Annotated in this window: 19 protein-coding genes; 14 read left to right on the top strand and 5 right to left on the bottom strand. The window is 34.4% G+C overall.

The window, feature by feature from the left end:
• The 7 genes from ABZA65_RS10145 to ABZA65_RS10115 are packed head-to-tail and all read left to right on the top strand — an operon-like array spanning position 1 to position 5,267.
• Positions 1 to 723 (top strand): Nif3-like dinuclear metal center hexameric protein, encoded by a 723-nt coding sequence (locus ABZA65_RS10145; RefSeq protein ID WP_373073271.1) that lies wholly within the window; start codon positions 1 to 3, stop codon positions 721 to 723.
• 13 nt (positions 724 to 736) lie between these two features.
• Positions 737 to 1,450 carry a zinc ribbon domain-containing protein gene (locus ABZA65_RS10140; RefSeq protein ID WP_373073269.1) on the top strand — a complete coding sequence of 238 codons (714 nt, stop codon included), beginning with the start codon at positions 737 to 739 and terminating at the stop codon, positions 1,448 to 1,450.
• The gene (gene waaA / locus ABZA65_RS10135; RefSeq protein ID WP_373073267.1) at positions 1,428 to 2,624 is read left to right on the top strand and encodes a lipid IV(A) 3-deoxy-D-manno-octulosonic acid transferase; all 1,197 of its coding nucleotides are present in this window, start codon (positions 1,428 to 1,430) and stop codon (positions 2,622 to 2,624) included. Before ABZA65_RS10140 ends, waaA begins: the two co-directional genes overlap by 23 nt.
• Positions 2,625 to 2,626: 2 nt before the next feature.
• Positions 2,627 to 3,361: a pseudouridine synthase family protein gene (locus ABZA65_RS10130; protein WP_373073265.1), complete on the top strand. Its 735-nt coding sequence runs from the start codon at positions 2,627 to 2,629 to the stop codon at positions 3,359 to 3,361.
• Positions 3,354 to 4,310: a DUF429 domain-containing protein gene (locus ABZA65_RS10125; RefSeq protein ID WP_373073263.1), complete on the top strand. Its 957-nt coding sequence runs from the start codon at positions 3,354 to 3,356 to the stop codon at positions 4,308 to 4,310. The genes ABZA65_RS10130 and ABZA65_RS10125 overlap by 8 nt, the downstream gene beginning before the upstream one ends.
• Positions 4,303 to 4,755, top strand: coding sequence for a YaiI/YqxD family protein (locus tag ABZA65_RS10120; RefSeq protein WP_373073261.1), 453 nt, complete (start codon positions 4,303 to 4,305; stop codon positions 4,753 to 4,755). Before ABZA65_RS10125 ends, ABZA65_RS10120 begins: the two co-directional genes overlap by 8 nt.
• Positions 4,752 to 5,267, top strand: a complete 516-nt coding sequence (locus ABZA65_RS10115; protein WP_373073259.1) for a YgjP-like metallopeptidase domain-containing protein — start codon at positions 4,752 to 4,754, stop codon at positions 5,265 to 5,267. Before ABZA65_RS10120 ends, ABZA65_RS10115 begins: the two co-directional genes overlap by 4 nt.
• A 1-nt stretch (position 5,268) precedes the next feature.
• Here ABZA65_RS10115 and ABZA65_RS10110 read toward each other — a convergent pair whose 3' ends face one another.
• Positions 5,269 to 5,526 carry a hypothetical protein gene (locus tag ABZA65_RS10110; protein WP_373073258.1) on the bottom strand — a complete coding sequence of 86 codons (258 nt, stop codon included), beginning with the start codon at positions 5,524 to 5,526 and terminating at the stop codon, positions 5,269 to 5,271.
• A gap of 136 nt (positions 5,527 to 5,662) precedes the next feature.
• Between ABZA65_RS10110 and ffh the strand changes: the two genes are divergently transcribed.
• From ffh to lgt, 4 genes are all read left to right on the top strand, one after another.
• Positions 5,663 to 7,030 (top strand): signal recognition particle protein, encoded by a 1,368-nt coding sequence (gene ffh / locus ABZA65_RS10105; protein WP_373073256.1) that lies wholly within the window; start codon positions 5,663 to 5,665, stop codon positions 7,028 to 7,030.
• Between the two features lie 65 nt (positions 7,031 to 7,095).
• Positions 7,096 to 8,463, top strand: a complete 1,368-nt coding sequence (gene hemN / locus ABZA65_RS10100) for an oxygen-independent coproporphyrinogen III oxidase (RefSeq protein ID WP_373073254.1) — start codon at positions 7,096 to 7,098, stop codon at positions 8,461 to 8,463.
• Positions 8,464 to 8,465: 2 nt separating this feature from the next.
• Complete coding sequence (locus ABZA65_RS10095; protein WP_373073252.1) at positions 8,466 to 9,752, top strand: (Fe-S)-binding protein; 1,287 nt, start codon at positions 8,466 to 8,468, stop codon at positions 9,750 to 9,752.
• Entirely contained in the window at positions 9,752 to 10,579 is an 828-nt protein-coding gene (gene lgt, locus ABZA65_RS10090; RefSeq protein WP_373073250.1) for a prolipoprotein diacylglyceryl transferase, read from the top strand. The genes ABZA65_RS10095 and lgt overlap by 1 nt, the downstream gene beginning before the upstream one ends.
• Here the strand turns inward: lgt and ABZA65_RS10085 are convergent.
• Positions 10,576 to 11,070, bottom strand: a complete 495-nt coding sequence (locus tag ABZA65_RS10085) for a DUF2062 domain-containing protein (RefSeq protein WP_373073248.1) — start codon at positions 11,068 to 11,070, stop codon at positions 10,576 to 10,578. The two genes, lgt and ABZA65_RS10085, sit on opposite strands and share 4 nt — an antisense overlap.
• 90 nt (positions 11,071 to 11,160) lie before the next feature.
• On the opposite strand from ABZA65_RS10085, the gene ABZA65_RS10080 reads away from it, so the two are divergent.
• A complete protein-coding gene (locus ABZA65_RS10080; protein ID WP_373073246.1) occupies positions 11,161 to 12,420 on the top strand; it encodes a DEAD/DEAH box helicase in 1,260 nt (419 codons plus the stop codon).
• Here ABZA65_RS10080 and ABZA65_RS10075 read toward each other — a convergent pair.
• Together ABZA65_RS10075 and ABZA65_RS10070 are read right to left on the bottom strand one after the other, a co-directional pair.
• Complete coding sequence (locus tag ABZA65_RS10075; RefSeq protein WP_373073244.1) at positions 12,417 to 13,163, bottom strand: DUF4395 domain-containing protein; 747 nt, start codon at positions 13,161 to 13,163, stop codon at positions 12,417 to 12,419. The two genes, ABZA65_RS10080 and ABZA65_RS10075, sit on opposite strands and share 4 nt — an antisense overlap.
• Positions 13,164 to 13,254: 91 nt before the next feature.
• A complete protein-coding gene (locus tag ABZA65_RS10070; protein WP_373073242.1) occupies positions 13,255 to 13,884 on the bottom strand; it encodes a hypothetical protein in 630 nt (209 codons plus the stop codon).
• A gap of 75 nt (positions 13,885 to 13,959) precedes the next feature.
• Between ABZA65_RS10070 and truC the strand changes: the two genes are divergently transcribed.
• Positions 13,960 to 14,700, top strand: a complete 741-nt coding sequence (gene truC, locus ABZA65_RS10065) for a tRNA pseudouridine(65) synthase TruC (RefSeq protein WP_373073240.1) — start codon at positions 13,960 to 13,962, stop codon at positions 14,698 to 14,700.
• Here truC and ABZA65_RS10060 read toward each other — a convergent pair.
• Positions 14,672 to 15,178 carry a GAF domain-containing protein gene (locus ABZA65_RS10060; protein ID WP_373073238.1) on the bottom strand — a complete coding sequence of 169 codons (507 nt, stop codon included), beginning with the start codon at positions 15,176 to 15,178 and terminating at the stop codon, positions 14,672 to 14,674. The genes truC and ABZA65_RS10060 overlap by 29 nt on opposite strands.
• A 107-nt stretch (positions 15,179 to 15,285) precedes the next feature.
• Here ABZA65_RS10060 and ABZA65_RS10055 point away from each other — a divergent pair, with 107 nt between their 5' ends.
• Positions 15,286 to 17,379, top strand: a complete 2,094-nt coding sequence (locus ABZA65_RS10055) for an ankyrin repeat domain-containing protein (protein ID WP_373073236.1) — start codon at positions 15,286 to 15,288, stop codon at positions 17,377 to 17,379.
• Positions 17,380 to 17,396: the final 17 nt, after the last annotated feature.

Genomic DNA, 17,396 nt, shown 5'->3' with positions numbered 1-17,396 from the left:
ATGAAACTTCAAGAGATATATGAAAAACTAGATGAGCTTTCACCCTTTGAACTGCAGGAAAAGTGGGATAATTCTGGTATACAGATAGGCTCTCGTGATCAAGAGATAGAGCATATAGTTTTAAGCATAGATGTTGATGCAGAGCTGCTTGAGAGTTTAAAACCTAATACACTTTTAATAACTCATCATCCTCTGATTTTTGGTGGAATTACTCAGCTTGATTTTGAAAAATATCCGTCAAACTTTTTAAAAACTATGATTGAGAAAAAAATATCAAACATTGCGATGCATACAAATTTTGATAAAACACATCTAAATAAATATGTTGCTAATGAGATTTTAGGATACAAAATTTTGGACGATGAAGAGTTTGTTATAAAATTTGAAGTAAATGAAGATTTTGACATTTTTGCTAAAAAAATTGCTCAGGTTTTTTCACTTGAAAATATAAAAAGTGTAAAATGTTCTGATTTTGTAAAAACATGTGCTTTGACAACTGGAAGCGGAGGAAGTATGATCAAGTATATTGACGCTGACTGCTTCCTTACAGGGGATATAAAGTATCACGATGCGATGGAAGCAAAAAGCATAAATTTGTCACTAATCGACATCGGACATTTTGAATCTGAATGCTTTTTTGCTGATATTTTATACAAGCATTTGAAAGTTTTAGGTTTAAACGCTATAATTTCATCATCAAAGAACCCTTTTACATATATTTAATCGAAGGAGATTAATGAATCCGCACCTAAAACAACTAATAGATCTTTCAATTGTTGATAAAGAGATAGATGCATTTGAGCCGCAAATTGAGGAAGCAAACTCAAGTTATGAGGCAGCTGTTGCAAAGAAAGACAGTATTGATAAAGATATTGAGAACTTAACTGAAGAGATCAAAGAAGAAGAATTAAAAAAATCTAAAAATGAACTTCATTTAGCTGAACTTTCTCAAAAGCTTGAAGATAACTCTAAAAAATCTAAAGAAGTTAAAACTGAGCGTGAGATGAAATCACTTCAACTTGAAGAAGAGATTGCAAAAGAGCAAGTTACTTTCGCAAATGAAGAGATTGAGCGTTTAGAGAAAATTATTGACAACAAAAACGAGCAGATAGAAGCTGCAAAATCATCTTTAGCTGAGATCGAAGCAAACTTAGAATCTGTAAAAGCTGATGTTGATGAGAAACTAAAAGTTATCAATGATGAGAGACAAAAAGTATTTGTTGAAAAAGAGAAACTTTTAAGTACTGTAAACCAAAAAGGTTTAGCTTTCTATCAAAAAATTCGTCGTTGGGCTAAAAATACAACTGTTGTAAAAGTTGAAGAGCAAGCTTGTATGGGTTGTAATATGCTGATCAGTGATAAAGTTTACGCTGATGTAATCAAAGGTGAAGATATCACTAACTGTCCACACTGTGGTCGTATCCTTTATGTGGAAACTGCAGAGCAATAAGGCATTGCCTTTCACAGTTTTTTACTATATCTTAAGTGTTGTGCTATATCTAATAGCGCTACCACTTTTGATATTATTATCTCTCAAACCAAAGTACAAACAATCAATTCCGGCAAGATTTTTTCTATATAAAAATAAAAAATTCGACTCAGAAAACGGGGTCTGGTTTCATGTATGCTCACTTGGTGAAGCTAAAGCATTAAAACCTGTATTAGAAGAGTTACAAGATGAAGATCTTAAGATAACTACGATTACTCATACGGGATTTAAAGAAGCAAACAAGTATGATGCAGAGGTTCGTTACCTCCCATATGAGATGTGGCTTCCTTTTTGGATGAAAAAGCAACGTGTAGTTGTAGTTTTGGAAGCTGAATTTTGGTATATGCTTTTTGTACTTGCAAGCTCAATTGGGTCTCGTGTTATTTTACTAAATGCACGTATATCTGAGAGAAGTGCAAAAAAATATTTACAGTTTTCGTGGTTTTATGAGAAGTTGCTTTCACGTGTAGATATTATCTATGCACAAAGTGAAGCCGACAAAAATCGTTTTTTGGCTTTGGGTGCCAGAGATATAGAAGTAGTTGGAAATATCAAACTTGCAGGTGAGATAAAAAAGACTAAAGATTACAATAAACCTGAAGAGGAAGTAATTGTAGCAGGTAGTACTCATGAAAGTGAAGAAAAGTCAGTTCTTGAAGCATTTGTAAGGTATGTGAAAAATAATAAGTCAAAACTTATTATGGTACCGCGCCATCCTGAGCGTTTTGAGAGTGTTTATCTTCTTATGGAAGTTTATGCTCAAAAACATGGACTTAGTTTGTCTAGATTTTCTGAAGATAATAGTTTCTCTTCAGACATGGTACTTGTAGATGCTATGGGTGAGTTAAACAATATATATAATATTAGCGATATAGCAATATTAGGTGGTGCATTTAGAGAAGATATTGGCGGACATAATCCGCTAGAACCTGCTTTTTTTGGATGTAAGATAATTACGGGTAAACATTTTTTCCATCAAAAAGAGTTGTTCAAATATGTACATCATGTTCAGTATGTAGAAACAAACGAGATTGCAGATGCTCTAATGGCTGCAAAAGAATTGCCGCCTTCAATGGTAGATGAGAAGATAGATTTAGACAGGGTTATTGATAGAATTAAATCAAAGGAAATTTAAAAATGGGAAAAGAGAAAGCATATAAGCTCCTAGCAGCTCAAGAGGGAATCTCAAACAACGTAGCAAAGTCTATGATAGATCGCGGGCTTGTATATGTAGGAAACAAGAAAGTTATGATCGCCCGCGGTGAGATTGACGATAAAACGATTTTCCGTGTAACAAAGGTTGAAAAGCCAAACATCATATTTGAAAACGATGACATACTGGTAGTTGATAAACCGCCATACATAAACTCTGATGAGATTGAACGTATGTTTAAAGATGTTCAACTTCTTCACAGACTTGATCGTGAAACTAGTGGTGTTTTAATGCTTGTTAAAAACGAAGAGTTTAGACAAAAAGCTATAAAAGAGTTTAAAAAAGACAATGTTTACAAAGAGTACATTGCTTGGGTTGAAGGGATCATGAGTGAGCCTATAGAGGTTGATAAACCGATCTTCACAACTAAGAAAAACAACCGTGCACAGTCTAATGTATCTAGCAAAGGAAAACCTGCAAGAAGTGAGTTTTTCCCTGATATTGTAAGTGCAAAAAAGACTAAAGTAAAATGTATAATCCATCACGGTCGTACACACCAGATCCGTACACACCTTCGTTATGTAGATCATCCGATCATCGGTGATGAGCAGTACGGTGGAAGACGCTCAAAACGCGTAATGCTTCATGCTTATAAAGTAAGACTTTTAGGTATGGAATTCACTGCACCTGAACCAAAGGCATTTGTGCACTTTGAGTAGTAAACAAGAGTCTTTTTATATAGGTATTGACTTAGCTTGGGGTGAGAAAAACCCAAGCGGTTTCTGCATTGCCACGCCACAAAAAAACAAACTCAAAATAATAGATATAAAACTACTTTACTCGATAGATGAGATCATAGATGAGATTTTAAAATATAAAGAGCATAAACTCTTCGTTGGTGTAGACGCACCGCTTGTTGTTCCAAATGAGAGTGGAAACCGTTTGGTTGAGAAAGAGTTTAACAAAGACTTTGCCAAGTACAAGATCTCAATGCTCCCTGCAAATAAAAAACTACTTACAAAATACTCCCCTGATATTAGAAGCGTGCAACTATTTGATAAACTTAGCGAGCTTGATTTTAAACGTGATTATAAAGCTCAGAAGACAGTTTTTGAAGTATATACACACTCTACTATAGCGATGCTTTGGAATAACCATGAGATACTTCCATACAAAAGAAAAAAAGGTCGTGATACAGTTTTTATAAAAGAACAGTTAGCGATCTATAAAAAATACCTTTTAAAAGAGTTCTCACCACATAAGATTTTAAAACAAGACTTGAGTGATCTTAGGGGTAAAAAACTAAAAGATCATGAAGATATGTTGGACTCTCTTACATGTGCTTATGCTATGTATTATTGTCAGGAAAATGAAGCTAAGTTTTACCAAGTTGAAGGGATTGATACATTTGTAACGCCGATCAGTAAGTGGAAGGTGTATATGCTTAAATGTGCAGATGATACTCTTTACACTGGTGTAGCTACCGATCTTGCCAGACGTTTGGATGAGCATAATAATTCTGCAAAAGGTGCAAAATATACAAGAAATAAAAGACCGGTAGAGTTAGTGTATTATGAGAACTGTGCAGATCGAGTGGATGCTACAAAGAGAGAAGCCGCAATAAAGAAGTTAAGCCGCAAAGAGAAGTTGGAGCTGATAGATGTTTAAAATATATGTAGACGGAGATGCTTTTCCAAACTTGCTAAAACCTATACTTTTAAAACAGATTGAGCGTTTAAAGATCAAAACAATAGTAGTGTCAAACAAAAAGATCAACATAGGCAAATCTGAATTTGTTGAGTACATGATAGTTGATGAGGGAGCTGATGAAGCTGACAATAAAATAGTTGAGATGCTACAAGAGGATGACTTGGTTATAACTGCCGATATCCCCTTGGCTGACAGAGTTATAACTAAAAATGCTCACGCAATAGACCATAGAGGTGAGCTTTACAGTGTGGATAATATAAAACAGTACTTGGCTATGAGAAACTTGATGGAGAAGATCCGTGAAAGCGGAGAGATAACTAAGGGACCTAAACCATTCTCAACTAAAGATGCGGAGCTGTTTGCAAACCAGATAAATGCATTTTTAACAAAGTATACAAGATGAAAAAATTAAAATATCTAAACCATTACCCGCCATCTGTTCAACAACAAGTTCATACTTTGATCGATTCAAACAAGCTTGATAAATATCTTTTGAAAAAGTACCCTAGTGCCCATTCATACAAAAACGACAAAGCACTTTTTTCATATGTGCAAGATATAAAAAATGAGTATATGAAAAAGACAGCACCGCTTAGCAAAGCTGTGTATGATGGGAAGATAAATGTAATCCATAATGCCTTGGGGACTCACCATTTTGTATCTCGTGTTCAAGGCGCTAAACTAAAAGCAAAAAATGAGATCAAAGTTGCATCTATGTTTAAAAATACTCCTGAAGAATTTTTACAGATGATAGTTGTACATGAGTTAGCCCATTTTAAAGAAAAAGAGCATAACAAGGCTTTTTATAAGTTATGTGAACACATGTTCTGTGATTATCATCAGGTGGAGTTTGATGTTCGACTTTATCTTACACATATGGACTTAAACGGTAAGATAGAGCAGTGGAGTAAATAAGTTATAAGTTATCAGGTGTTAAACCAACTTCTTCTAAAAAATGACGAAGTCCTACAATAGCGTCTTTAGATAATTCATTCCTATGTGAAAGAGCTAAAGAATATTCCTTACCCTTAAAATGTAAAAGTGCACGATGCTTTTTACTTTCATCAACTTCAACACCATAATGTTCCAGTGCATGAACCAATCTCATAGAATCTATGTTTCCAGATATTGGATGTTCAAAAATCTTTGCTATTTTGTCTTTATGTTTGCTCATAATATACTCCTCTATAACCTATAAAATAATTATCGTCTTATATAGATTAAAAGAGTATAAAAATTGATTAAAAAGATATAAAGCACCACTTAGATATAATCCACAAAAATTATACAGATATTTAGAAGGTATTTTTATGTTTGATACACTGACATCCTCGTTTACAGCAGCGATTAAAAAAATTCGTACATTTGATGACGACAAAGCACTTAAAAAAGCACTTGACGAGCTTAAAAAGTCGCTTTTAAAAGCAGATGTGAATCATAAAGTTGTAAAAGAGTTAGTAGCAAATGTTCAGACAAGAACAAAAGAAAAAGGGATCGGTAAAGATCAGTTTTTAGAAGCACTAAGAATTACACTTAACGAGCTTTTAGAAGTTGGCGGAAACAAAGGTTTTGTTTTTGCACCAAATCCTCCTACAGTTATACTAATGACTGGTCTTCAAGGTTCTGGTAAAACAACTACTACTGGTAAGTTAGCTACTTATCTAAAAGGTAAGCAAAAAAAAGTTCTTATAATCGCAGCCGATTTACAGCGTTTAGCAGCGGTTGAACAACTTCGTCAAATAACTACTCAGATCGAAGTTGAACTTTACGAAGATGAAGCTACAAAAAATCCAGTTGAGGTTGTTAAAGCAGGACTTGAGTATGCAAACTCTAAGATCTACGATGTAGTTCTAATAGATACTGCCGGTCGTTTAGCTATTGATGATGAGCTTATGGATGAACTTCACGCAGTTAAAGAAGTAGCAAAACCAAGTGAGATCTTTTATGTAGCTGATTCACTTACTGGTCAAGATGCTGTAAAAACTGCGACAACGTTTAAAGAAAAGATCGGAATTGACGGTGTTATCCTTTCAAAATACGATGGTGATGCTAAAGGTGGTGTAGCTCTTGGATTATCAAGTCAAGTAGAAGTTCCATTACGTTTCATCGGTAGCGGTGAGAAGATGGAAGACCTTGAAGTTTTCATGCCTGAGCGTATCGTTAACCGTTTAATGGGATTTGGTGACGTTGAGGGTCTTGCTGAGAAAACTGCAGGTGTGATCGATGAGAAACAAGCTAAAAAACTTACACAAAAGATCAAAAAAGGTAAGTTTAACTTCAACGACTTTTTAGAGCAGATGGAAGCTATGAAGAAGATGGGTTCAATGAAATCACTTCTGTCTATGATGCCTGGTATGGGTAACATGGGTAAAGCTTTAAAAGATTTCGATTTAGAAAACTCAAGCGAGCTTAAAAACATAAAAGCTATGGTTAGCTCAATGACTGAAAAAGAGAGAGAAGATCCGGATCTTTTAAACAACTCTCGTAAAGAGCGTATAGCAAGAGGTTGTGGACTTACTCAAGTTGAGATCAACCGTATGATCAAACAGTTTAAAAATGCAGGTAAAATGGCTAAAAAATTCTCTGGTAAAAACGGTATGAAACAACTTCAAGATATGATGGGTCAAATGGGCGGTGCAGGCGGAATGGGTGGTTTCCCAGGTGGAATGCCAAGATAGAGTTTTTCCCAACCGTTAATAAAGTTTGGGGATAATCGCGTTAAATAATATATGGATGTAAATAGATGTTAGACTTTTCAAAATTTATAAAATACTCAAAACCTGGACCAAGATATACCTCATATCCTACGGCATTAGAATTTAGTGATTCTTATAAGTACGATGAATATATTAAAAAACTTGAAACTCAAGACAAGTCTCGTCCTTTAAGTCTTTATTTTCACCTTCCGTTTTGTAGAAATGCTTGTTACTTCTGTGGATGTAACGTAGTCTTTACTTCAAAAGAGGAGAAGATGGCACGCTATGTTGATTATATTAAGCGTGAGTTGGCGATCCTTTCAAAACATTTAGATACTTCACGCGACGTACTTCAAATGCACTTTGGAGGCGGTACTCCTACATTTTTCTCAGCGCCTCAGTTAAAAGAGATCATTGATGAGATCAAAAAAACATTTCCAAATTTTCGCTCAGATGCAGAAATAAGTTGTGAGATCGATCCTCGCCACATCACAGAAGAGCAGATGAAAGTGATGAGCGAAGCAGGGTTTAACCGTGTAAGTTTTGGTATTCAAGATTTTAACGAAAAAGTTCAAGTAGCTGTTCACCGTGTTCAGCCTTACGACATTACAAAAGCCGCAATGGATCTGGCTAGAAAGTACAACATGATCTCTGTAAATGTTGATCTTATCTACGGACTTCCATTCCAGTCTTTAGAGACTTTTAAAGAGACTCTGGAGCTTTCACTTAGCCTTGATCCAGATAGATTTGCAGTATTTAACTACGCACACGTTCCTTGGATGAAAAAGACTATGCGTAAAATAGATGAGACTACGCTGCCACGTCCAGATGAGAAGTTAGAGATCATGAAATACACTATTGATTACTTAACTTCACATGGATATAAAATGGTTGGTATGGATCACTTCGCAAAACCTGAAGATGAGCTTTTCAAAGCTATTGAGAAGGGTGAGCTTCACAGAAATTTCCAAGGTTATACAACTAAAGGCGGAGCTGATCTAATAGGTGTTGGACTTACATCTATCGGTGAGGGCATTGATTCTTACAATCAAAACTTTAAAGATATGAAGCTTTACGAAGCGGCGATCGATGCAGGTAAACTTCCTTTTGAACGCGGTGTAGTTCTAAGTGAAGATGATCTTATACGTCAGTATGTGATTATGGAGCTTATGAGTAACTTCAAACTTGATATAAACAGATTTAATGAAAAGTTTGATGTAGATTTTAACACTTATTTTGCAGATGCAATCGAGGCTCTTAAACCGTTTGCAGATGAAGAGTTGCTTAGTATAAGTGATAGTAAAATCGAGTGTAGCCATACAGGTACACTTCTGATCAGAAATATTTGTATGCCTTTTGATGCTTACATGAAAAAACACGCTGCAAATAAAAAGACATTTTCTAAAACGGTATAAAAATGACTAAAAAACTAGAAGAGATTTTTGACTTTACTGCTACAAGTAACGACTGTGTTAAATGTGGTAAATGTATACCTGTTTGTACTATTCATAATGTAAATGCCGACGAGGTCACATCTCCACGTGGTTTTATTGATCTACTTGGTGCATATAAACGCGGTGATTTAGAACTTGATAAAAATGCAAAAGATATATTTGAATCATGTTTTTTATGTACAGCTTGTACAGATGTTTGTCCAAAATCTCTTCCGACAGATATGGTTATAGAACAAGCCCGTGCAGATATAGCGCAAAAGTTTGGAATCGCTTGGTATAAAAAACTTTTCTTCTTACTTCTTCGCCACCGCTGGTTAAATGATCTTGCTTTTAAACTAGGGTATGTTTTTCAAACATGCGGATTTAAAATTAAAGCAGAGATCGATTCTATGAGTCCTCGCTCATTCATACCGATGGTAAAAGCTGACAGATTACTGCCATCGTTAATGAAAAAATCTTTTTTAAATTCGCATGAGGAAAACATAGATAACGGCGGAAAAAGAAAAGTAGCAGTATTTATAGGGTGTTTAGGTAACTACAACTATAAAAAAGTAGGTGAATCACTTTTAGAGATCTTAGAGACTTTAGAAATAGATGCCTTTTTGGCAAAAGATCAAAAGTGTTGTGCGGCACCTGCATACTTTACAGGTGATTTTGATACGGTTGACAGCAATGCTAAACACAATATAGAGTACTTTGAAAAGTTCGGTGATGATATAGAGGCTATCATAGTTCCAGAAGCTACTTGTTCTGCTATGCTTAAGATCGATTATGAGCACTTTTTTCATGATCAGCCTGAGTGGTTAGAACGCGCTAAAAAGATAAAAGATAAAATATTTATGGCGACAGAGTGGCTAGAGCATCATACACAATTAAGCGAGCTATTAGCATCTAAGAAAAAGATGCCTAACATCGTAACTTACCATGACCCTTGTCATGCTAAAAAGATGCAGGGTGTATATCAAGAGCCAAGAAACTTGATAAGCAAAAACTACTCTATTGTAGAGATGAGTGATCCGAACCTTTGTTGTGGTTTTGGCGGTGTAACTATGCAGACTGAAAAGTATCACTTTGCAGAAGCTGCAGGAAAACCAAAAGCTGCGATGATAGCAAAAACAGGTGCAGAGGTTGTGAGTGCTGAGTGTTCAGCTTGTCGTATGCAGATCAACAACTCTATGAATGTAAGCGGAGTGGAGAATGTTGTGTTTAAAAACCCTATAGAGCTTATAGCTGAGGCACTTAAAAAGTAATGCCTAACAATAGCTGGAACCATATATACGAGAACTTTGATCCAATAGCATTTCACGTATTTTCTTTCCCTGTACACTGGTATGGGATGATGTATGTTCTGGCTTTGGTAACTGCACTTTATATTGGAAAATATTTTATAAAAAAAGATAATTTAGAGTTTAAAGAGGGGCAGTTAGATATCTATTTTATCTATATTGAGATAGGTATTATTTTGGGTGCCAGACTTGGATATATTCTATTTTATGATACACAAACGGTTTATTATTTAACACACCCTTGGCAGATTTTTAACCCTTTTGACCAAAACGGAGATTTTGTAGGTATTCGTGGTATGAGTTATCACGGTGCGATTATAGGTTTCTTTATAGGATCGTATCTTTTCACTAAAAAGCATAAAGAGCCGTTTGGCCGTATAATGGATCTTGTGGCTATCTCTGTGCCGTTAGCTTTTACATTTGGTCGTATAGGAAACTTTTTAAATCAAGAGCTTGTAGGGCGTGAAACAGATGTAAGCTGGGGAATTTACGTAGATGGAGTTCTTCGTCATCCTTCACAGCTTTATGAAGCATTTTTAGAGGGAATATTAGTATTCTTTGTAGTATACGGATATAGAAAATATCAAAAATACTCAGGTGAACTTATCTTGGTTTATGGAGCTGCATACGGGCTATTCCGTGCTATTGCAGAGTTCTGGCGCGCACCTGATGTTCAGATTGGATACCTGTGTTGTAACACTGTAACTCAAGGACAGTTAATGAGCCTTTCAATGGTGGCTTTCTCAATGGCGGCTTGGGTCTATTTTTATAAAAAGAGTTTAAAAGTTTAGCTTTTTCTATCGTCGCGATGAAGTTTTCTGTCTTTGTGAACTGAACCCTTCCAAAAATGATTTACCAGCCAAAAAGCCAAAGATGAACCTACGACAGAATAAAAAAGTGTGCCTGTATATAGAGGTATAAAAATATTGTCTAGATTATTCATAAACCAATCAACTGTTAATTCAACAGGCTCAGGCTTAATACCTAAGAAAAAACTACCGGTTAAATATTCCATATAATACATTGGCGGCATAGTAAAAGGGTTTGAGAGCCAGCACATAGCAAGCCCGAGTGGTACGTTAAACTTGAAAAATGGCATAAAAGCGAGCACGGCAGCCATCTGCATAGGCATAGGTATAAAGGCTATAAAAATACCTAAAGTTACTCCTCGAACTACCATTTTTCTATTTGTAGATAGGTATTCCGATGGGACTTTATATTTTTTTATAAACTCTTTTATTTTTTCGCTTTTTGATATTTTCTTTAAATTTTTTCTTACCATTTTTGTTAACCGTTTCGTATTGGTGGGATTATATCTTTAATATGCTAAAATTTCATATAAATTATAAGTTAAGTTAAAGAGAGAATCTATATGTCATTTGAAAAACTAGGTGTTATGAAGCCACTGTTATCTGCTATAAGAGAGTTAGGCTATGAAAACCCTACTACAATCCAAACTAGAGCTATTCCACTTGTTTTAGCAAAAGAAGATATTTTTGCAACAGCTCAAACAGGTACCGGTAAAACGGCTGCGTTTGGACTGCCTATGCTTCAAAGACTTAGAAATACAAGTGCAGATGAAAACAGAACTCTTCGCGGGGTAATCTTATCTCCTACACGTGAACTTAGTATTCAGATCTATGAAGATCTTAATAACTATGCAAAAAATATGAAGCTAAATATAGCTGTTCTGGTAGGCGGAAAAGATATACAGTCTCAACAGCGTATTTTAAAAAAAGGTGTAGATATAGTTATAGCTACGCCTGGTCGTTTGATCGAACATGTAGATAACGGATTAAAGCTTGATGATGTTGAGATATTTGTACTTGATGAAGCAGACAGAATGCTTGATATGGGTTTTGTTAAAGAGATCAGAAAAACTCATCCTTTACTTCCTAAAAACCATCAAACTCTGCTTTTCTCAGCAACTTATAGTGACAAGGTTAGAAAGCTTTCAAAACTGATTCTTAGAAAACCTCAGTTCATTGAATCGGCTAAGAAGAACTCAACTGTTGATACTATAAATCAAGTAGCATATCTTGTTGATGTAGATAAAAAAGCAGCTCTTTGTGCATACTTAATAGGTTCACGTAACTTTAGACAAGTTCTTGTGTTTACAAAGACAAAAGCAAGTGCAGATGAGTTAGTTGAAGAGCTTAAAAAAGACGGATTAAAAGCAGATGTAATCCACGGAGACAAGACACAGGCAAAACGTCTTAAAACACTAAATGCTTTTAAAGAGGAAAAAATTCGTGTACTTGTAGCTACAGATATAGCTTCCCGCGGATTAGATATAGAAGAGCTTCCATACGTGATCAACTATGAGCTTCCAAGCGTTCCTGAAGATTATGTTCACCGTGTAGGGCGTACTGGTCGTGCAGGACGTGACGGTGAAGCTATAACACTTTTAGATATATATGAAAAGTATGATATTAAAGATATTGAACGTCTAATAGGTCAGAGAATACCAAAAGAAACAGTTGAAGGATTTGAGCCTGATCCTAATGCAAGACGTAAAGACAGAGATGAAGTTAAATTAAAATCAGAGCATAAAAAAGAGGATAAGAAACCTCGTAAAAAGCACTATAAAAAAACTACTGCCAAACACAGAAAAGTGACGAAGAGAGGTTAGAAGTCTTCGTCATCACTTCCAAATTCAGCTTCCATAGCTTTTTTGTACTTTTCCTCTTCTATTTTTTTAAGTTGAGCATCTGTTAATACCATTTCATGTAAAAACTCACCGAAGAATGTTTTAGGTTCTTGTGTCGCTAAAAATAGGTATGTACCAACAACAAGTCCTATCATAGTTAGGGCAGTTATTGCTTTTTGTACAGGATTAAACATCTGGATTGGCTCTTTTTCACGTATTTCACACACGCCACCAGGACAATGTTGTGCATCTTTTCTTGTGATCGTTTGATACAGCATACATCCTATACATATTGAAAATGCACTCTCAAGAAAAGTAAGAAGAAGACAAAGCACACAAAGTAAAACTTTGTAAAAACTGATATCCCAGTTTATAACAAACCACCATAGCATTGGAAGGAAAATGATCCAGCCTAGTAGCCATGCAAATCGTTTTTGAGCAGCACCAGTATATTCAGGTTTTTGATTTTGTACGAAGAATCTTCCTAAAAGTAAAGATGGAGCATAGTTTGTGCTAATTAATCTAGCTGTAAAATCAAGAAACATAAATGCAAGATAGATTCTTGCTACGATAGTATGATTAAAACCGATAGCAACAAATACAACTATCATACCTAGTGTTCCAAGTATACCTGCTGCTGCTCTTACTTCTCTTTCATTTACAACTCTGACGTCGTAACCGGGAACTTTTGCCCCATATTCCCATAAAAAACTATTTAAGTTCAAAAAATTTCCTTTTTCACTTTATTATGGGAAATTATATCAAGTTAATATCAAAAGATTTTGAAATATATCACAAACTTATCACGCAAATATTTTAAACTTCTTCATCATCAAATATATGGTGGTATAAAAGTCCATAAGCTATATAAACTGTTGGTATACTCCAAATAAGACCAATACCAAGCGGTATAATACTTAGTATAATAATTAATGCACTTAAAAGTCCTAAACCAAAGAATTTAAACCATTGTTTGGTAACAGTTTTTCTTGATAATTCCATAGCCTCCCATGCACCAAGACCTTTATCTGCAACCAGTTGATAAGCAAATGTATATGAAACTGCAAGATATATACCAGGAAGAATAAGTAAAGTAAAACCTATAATTAAACAGATATACATTAAAATAAAAGTTGTTATTATTGGTACCATCATCCCAAAATAATCAAATATAGAAGGTATATTTATATCTAAACCTCTTGCATGGTTAATACCCAAAAATGTTACACCAACCATAATAGGTACAGTGATCGGTGCTGATATAAGAGTTTGAATGATTCCATTAAAAAAAGAGTCTCCAGATGGAAAAACAAGTTCCAGTATTGCTGAAATTATTACGGCAACAATTCCATATATTAATGAAGCACCGACAATTGTACCTTTTACCCCGTAAGAACGATCAAAAGCTTCTTTTAAAAGTCCTGTTATAGAAAAACTGTAATCCATTTTAAACCTTTTTTGTAAGATAGTATTATTTTATATTATCTAACTTCATTATAGATTAAAATGATACAATTCCATATGAATATAAATGAAGAATTAGAGATTATATATCAAGATGAACACTACATTGCTATCAACAAACCTTCAGGACTTTTAGTACACAGATCACCGATCGACAGGCATGAAACACGTTTTGCAGTTCAGATGCTTCGTGATCAGATAGGGCAGTATGTATATCCTCTTCACCGCTTAGATAAACCTACTTCTGGCGTACTTTTTTTTGCACTTGATAAAGAGAGTGCAAACTTGGTATCAGAACAGTTTAAAAACAATGCAATTCAAAAGACTTATATTGCAGCTGTACGCGGATATACTGATGATGAGGGTGTGATCGATTATGCTTTAAAAGAGAAACTTGACAAAATAGCAGACAAAGACGCAAAAACCGATAAAGATGCACAAGAAGCTGTAACTCACTATAAAACATTGGCAAGGGCCGAGCTAGATTTTGCAGTGGGACGTTACGATAAAGTAAGATACTCTTTGGTTGAGCTAAAACCGAAAACGGGAAGAAAGCATCAGATTAGAAGACATATGAAGCATATATCTCATCATCTTTTAGGTGATACGAAATACGGAAGAGGGGAGCATAATAAACTCATAAGAGCAGAGTTTAACTGCCATAGAATGCTTTTACATGCCAGTGAATTAAAACTGTATCATCCATACTTGAAAAAAGAGATAGTTATAAAAGCAGGATTAGATGAGACATTCTCAAATATTTGCAGGTCTACTTTTTGTTATCCAGATGCTCGTTAAGTTCTGCCAGTTCTAAAAATCCGCTTATATAGTGAGCGAAAAACTTCATAAATTTTGCATCGTCAATATCAAATTCATCCTCTTTGTTTATAAGTTGAAACACACCTACAACTTCTCCTTGAGAACCTAAAATAGGAGCTACGATAACATTCTTAGTTATATATCCTGTTTCAGTGTCGACATCTTTGTAAAAATGTTCGTTTTTATAAGGGTTGTTTTCAATAAGCCCTTCTTTTGTAGCCAAGGCATAACCTACCAAACCTCTATCCGAAGGCACAGTTATTCTTTCAACATTATCGGCAAGTGTTGTCCAAAGTTCTTCTTTATCTTGATCATATACAAATATTGAACATCTATCGGCACCGATAGTATCTTTAGCATATTTTGATATGTAGGGAAGAATCTCATCTACTACTTCGATCTCTAATACTTTTCTTCCAAATTCTGCCAGTTTGTTATAAGTTTGTGCATATTTCATATAGAACCCCACTTTTGTCAATTGAATAATTATATAGTAAATTGTAAATTATTTAAAGATCTTTTTTGTAAAATATTTAAATATACCGGAAAGTAAAAAGGTTTGAGATGAAAAAGAGAATAATCTATGTAACTGTCTTGATGTTTAGTATGCTTATATTTACCGGATGTGTCGCATCTTCACCTGTGGTTTCTGCTGCAAAAAACAACAACTTTAAGATGATGAAACAGGAAATTGATAAAGGTTCTAAAGTTGATGAAGTAGATGAAAAAGGTATTACTGCTTTAATGTACGCAGCTAAATCAGCTGATCTAGCTACGGTGGAGTACTTGGTTCAAAAAGGTGCAAGTATAAATGCAAAATCAAAATCACTCTGGACACCATTACATTATGCAGTTAGATACAATAGTTTTGATGTCGTAAAATATCTTCTTAAAAATGGAGCTGATTTAAACGCTGAGAGCTCTGAGAAAGTTACTCCTATATACTTGTCAATATATAGAGAGAACGAAAGTTTAAAAGAGCAAATATCTGTTATAAAATTTCTATTGGAAAAAGGTGCAGATGTAAATATAGCGGCAAAAAATAATTGGACACCTCTTTTGATTGCCTCTAGAGAAAAACCTTTAGAGATAGTAAAATTTTTGATAAACAATAAGGCTAATATAAACGATACAACATCTGATCGATGGACTGCTTTACATTTAGCAGCTAGGTATAACAGCGCAGATGTAGTTGAATATTTAGTTAAACAAGGAGTAGATTTAGATGTACAGATCCTTGATAAAGGTATACCAAACCATACTCCTTTATATTTGGCATTATATAGAGAAAAAGAACGCCTTAATGACAAGATAAGAGTTATAGATTGTTTGCTTAAAAATGGTGCTAATGCTAATATAAAAGGAAAAAGTGACTGGACAGCATTTTTGGATGCAGCTCAAAATACCTCTTTGGATATTGTAAAACTTTTTATAAAGCATAAGGCTGATATTAATTCTAAAACTGTAGATAATTGGAATCCTTTACATTTAGCAGCAAGATATAACAGCTTAGATGTTGTAAAATATTTAGTACAAAATGGAGTAGATCTGAATGCACAAACCCTGCATAAAGGCAAAGCACATAATACTCCACTAATACTTACTATATATAGAGAAAAAGAACAGCTAAAAGATCAAGAAGCCATAATTAAGTTTCTTCTTGAACATGGCGCGAATCCTAACATTAAAACATCTGATAATAAAACAATATTGCATTTTACAGCTCGAAACAGTTCTTTAAATATAGTTAAATCTTTAGTAGAAAACAATGCAGATATTAATGCAGCACAACCGGATGGATGGGAACCTTTACATTTAGCAGCAAGATATAACAATATTGATGTTGTTAAGTATTTAGCTAATAATGGAGCTGATTTAAATGCGCAAACAGTATATAAAGGCAAAATAAATTATACACCTTTACATTTGGCTTTATATAGAGAGAAAGAAGAGATAAAAGATCAAGAGGCAATTGTAAAATACTTAATAGGCATGGATACAAACTTAATGCTTAAAGACAGTTATGGCAGAACAGCTCAAATAGTGGCCACTCAATCAAATCAATATAAACTGTTAAAATATTTTAAAGATCCATCTCTAGCTAAGAGAGAGGTAGAAGAGGATAAAAAGAAGCAACAACGCATTATTGTTAATGAATTTATAAACAATAAGGATTTTCAAGGTCTTAAAACATATACAGATAAAAATCCTAGTGCAGCGTATTACATATCTGATGATTCATTACGTTTAATGTTTACAGGTCCACGCGGTATGAAAGTTGGAGACATTCGTAAACTTTTAAAACAAGGCAAAAGTGAAGTAATAGTTATTTCATTGATCAAAAGGGTAAAAACACCATATAAAGAGTTTACATTAGATGAAATCGATACACTTATTGAAATGGGTTTAAGCGATAATATTATTGCCTCAATGATCGATGTTACAACTGAGTTATTAAAAGATGAACAACGTAAAAAAGAGCAACAGTTTTTATTATCTGAACAGCAGCGTATAGCAAAAGAAAACAGTAAAACAAAAGTTATATATCAACAAGGTCCTAGTCTGCAGCAAAAAACAGTTGGGGATGTTATTATAGATAAAGCAGTAGATAAAGCGGTTGACAAGGGTGTTGAGATGTTGTTAAGAAAATTATTCTAATAATTGCTTAAGATAGT

This window comes from Sulfurimonas sp. (assembly GCF_041583195.1).
Taxonomy (GTDB): domain Bacteria; phylum Campylobacterota; class Campylobacteria; order Campylobacterales; family Sulfurimonadaceae; genus Sulfurimonas.
This window is presented reverse-complemented; position numbering and strand designations above follow the sequence as displayed.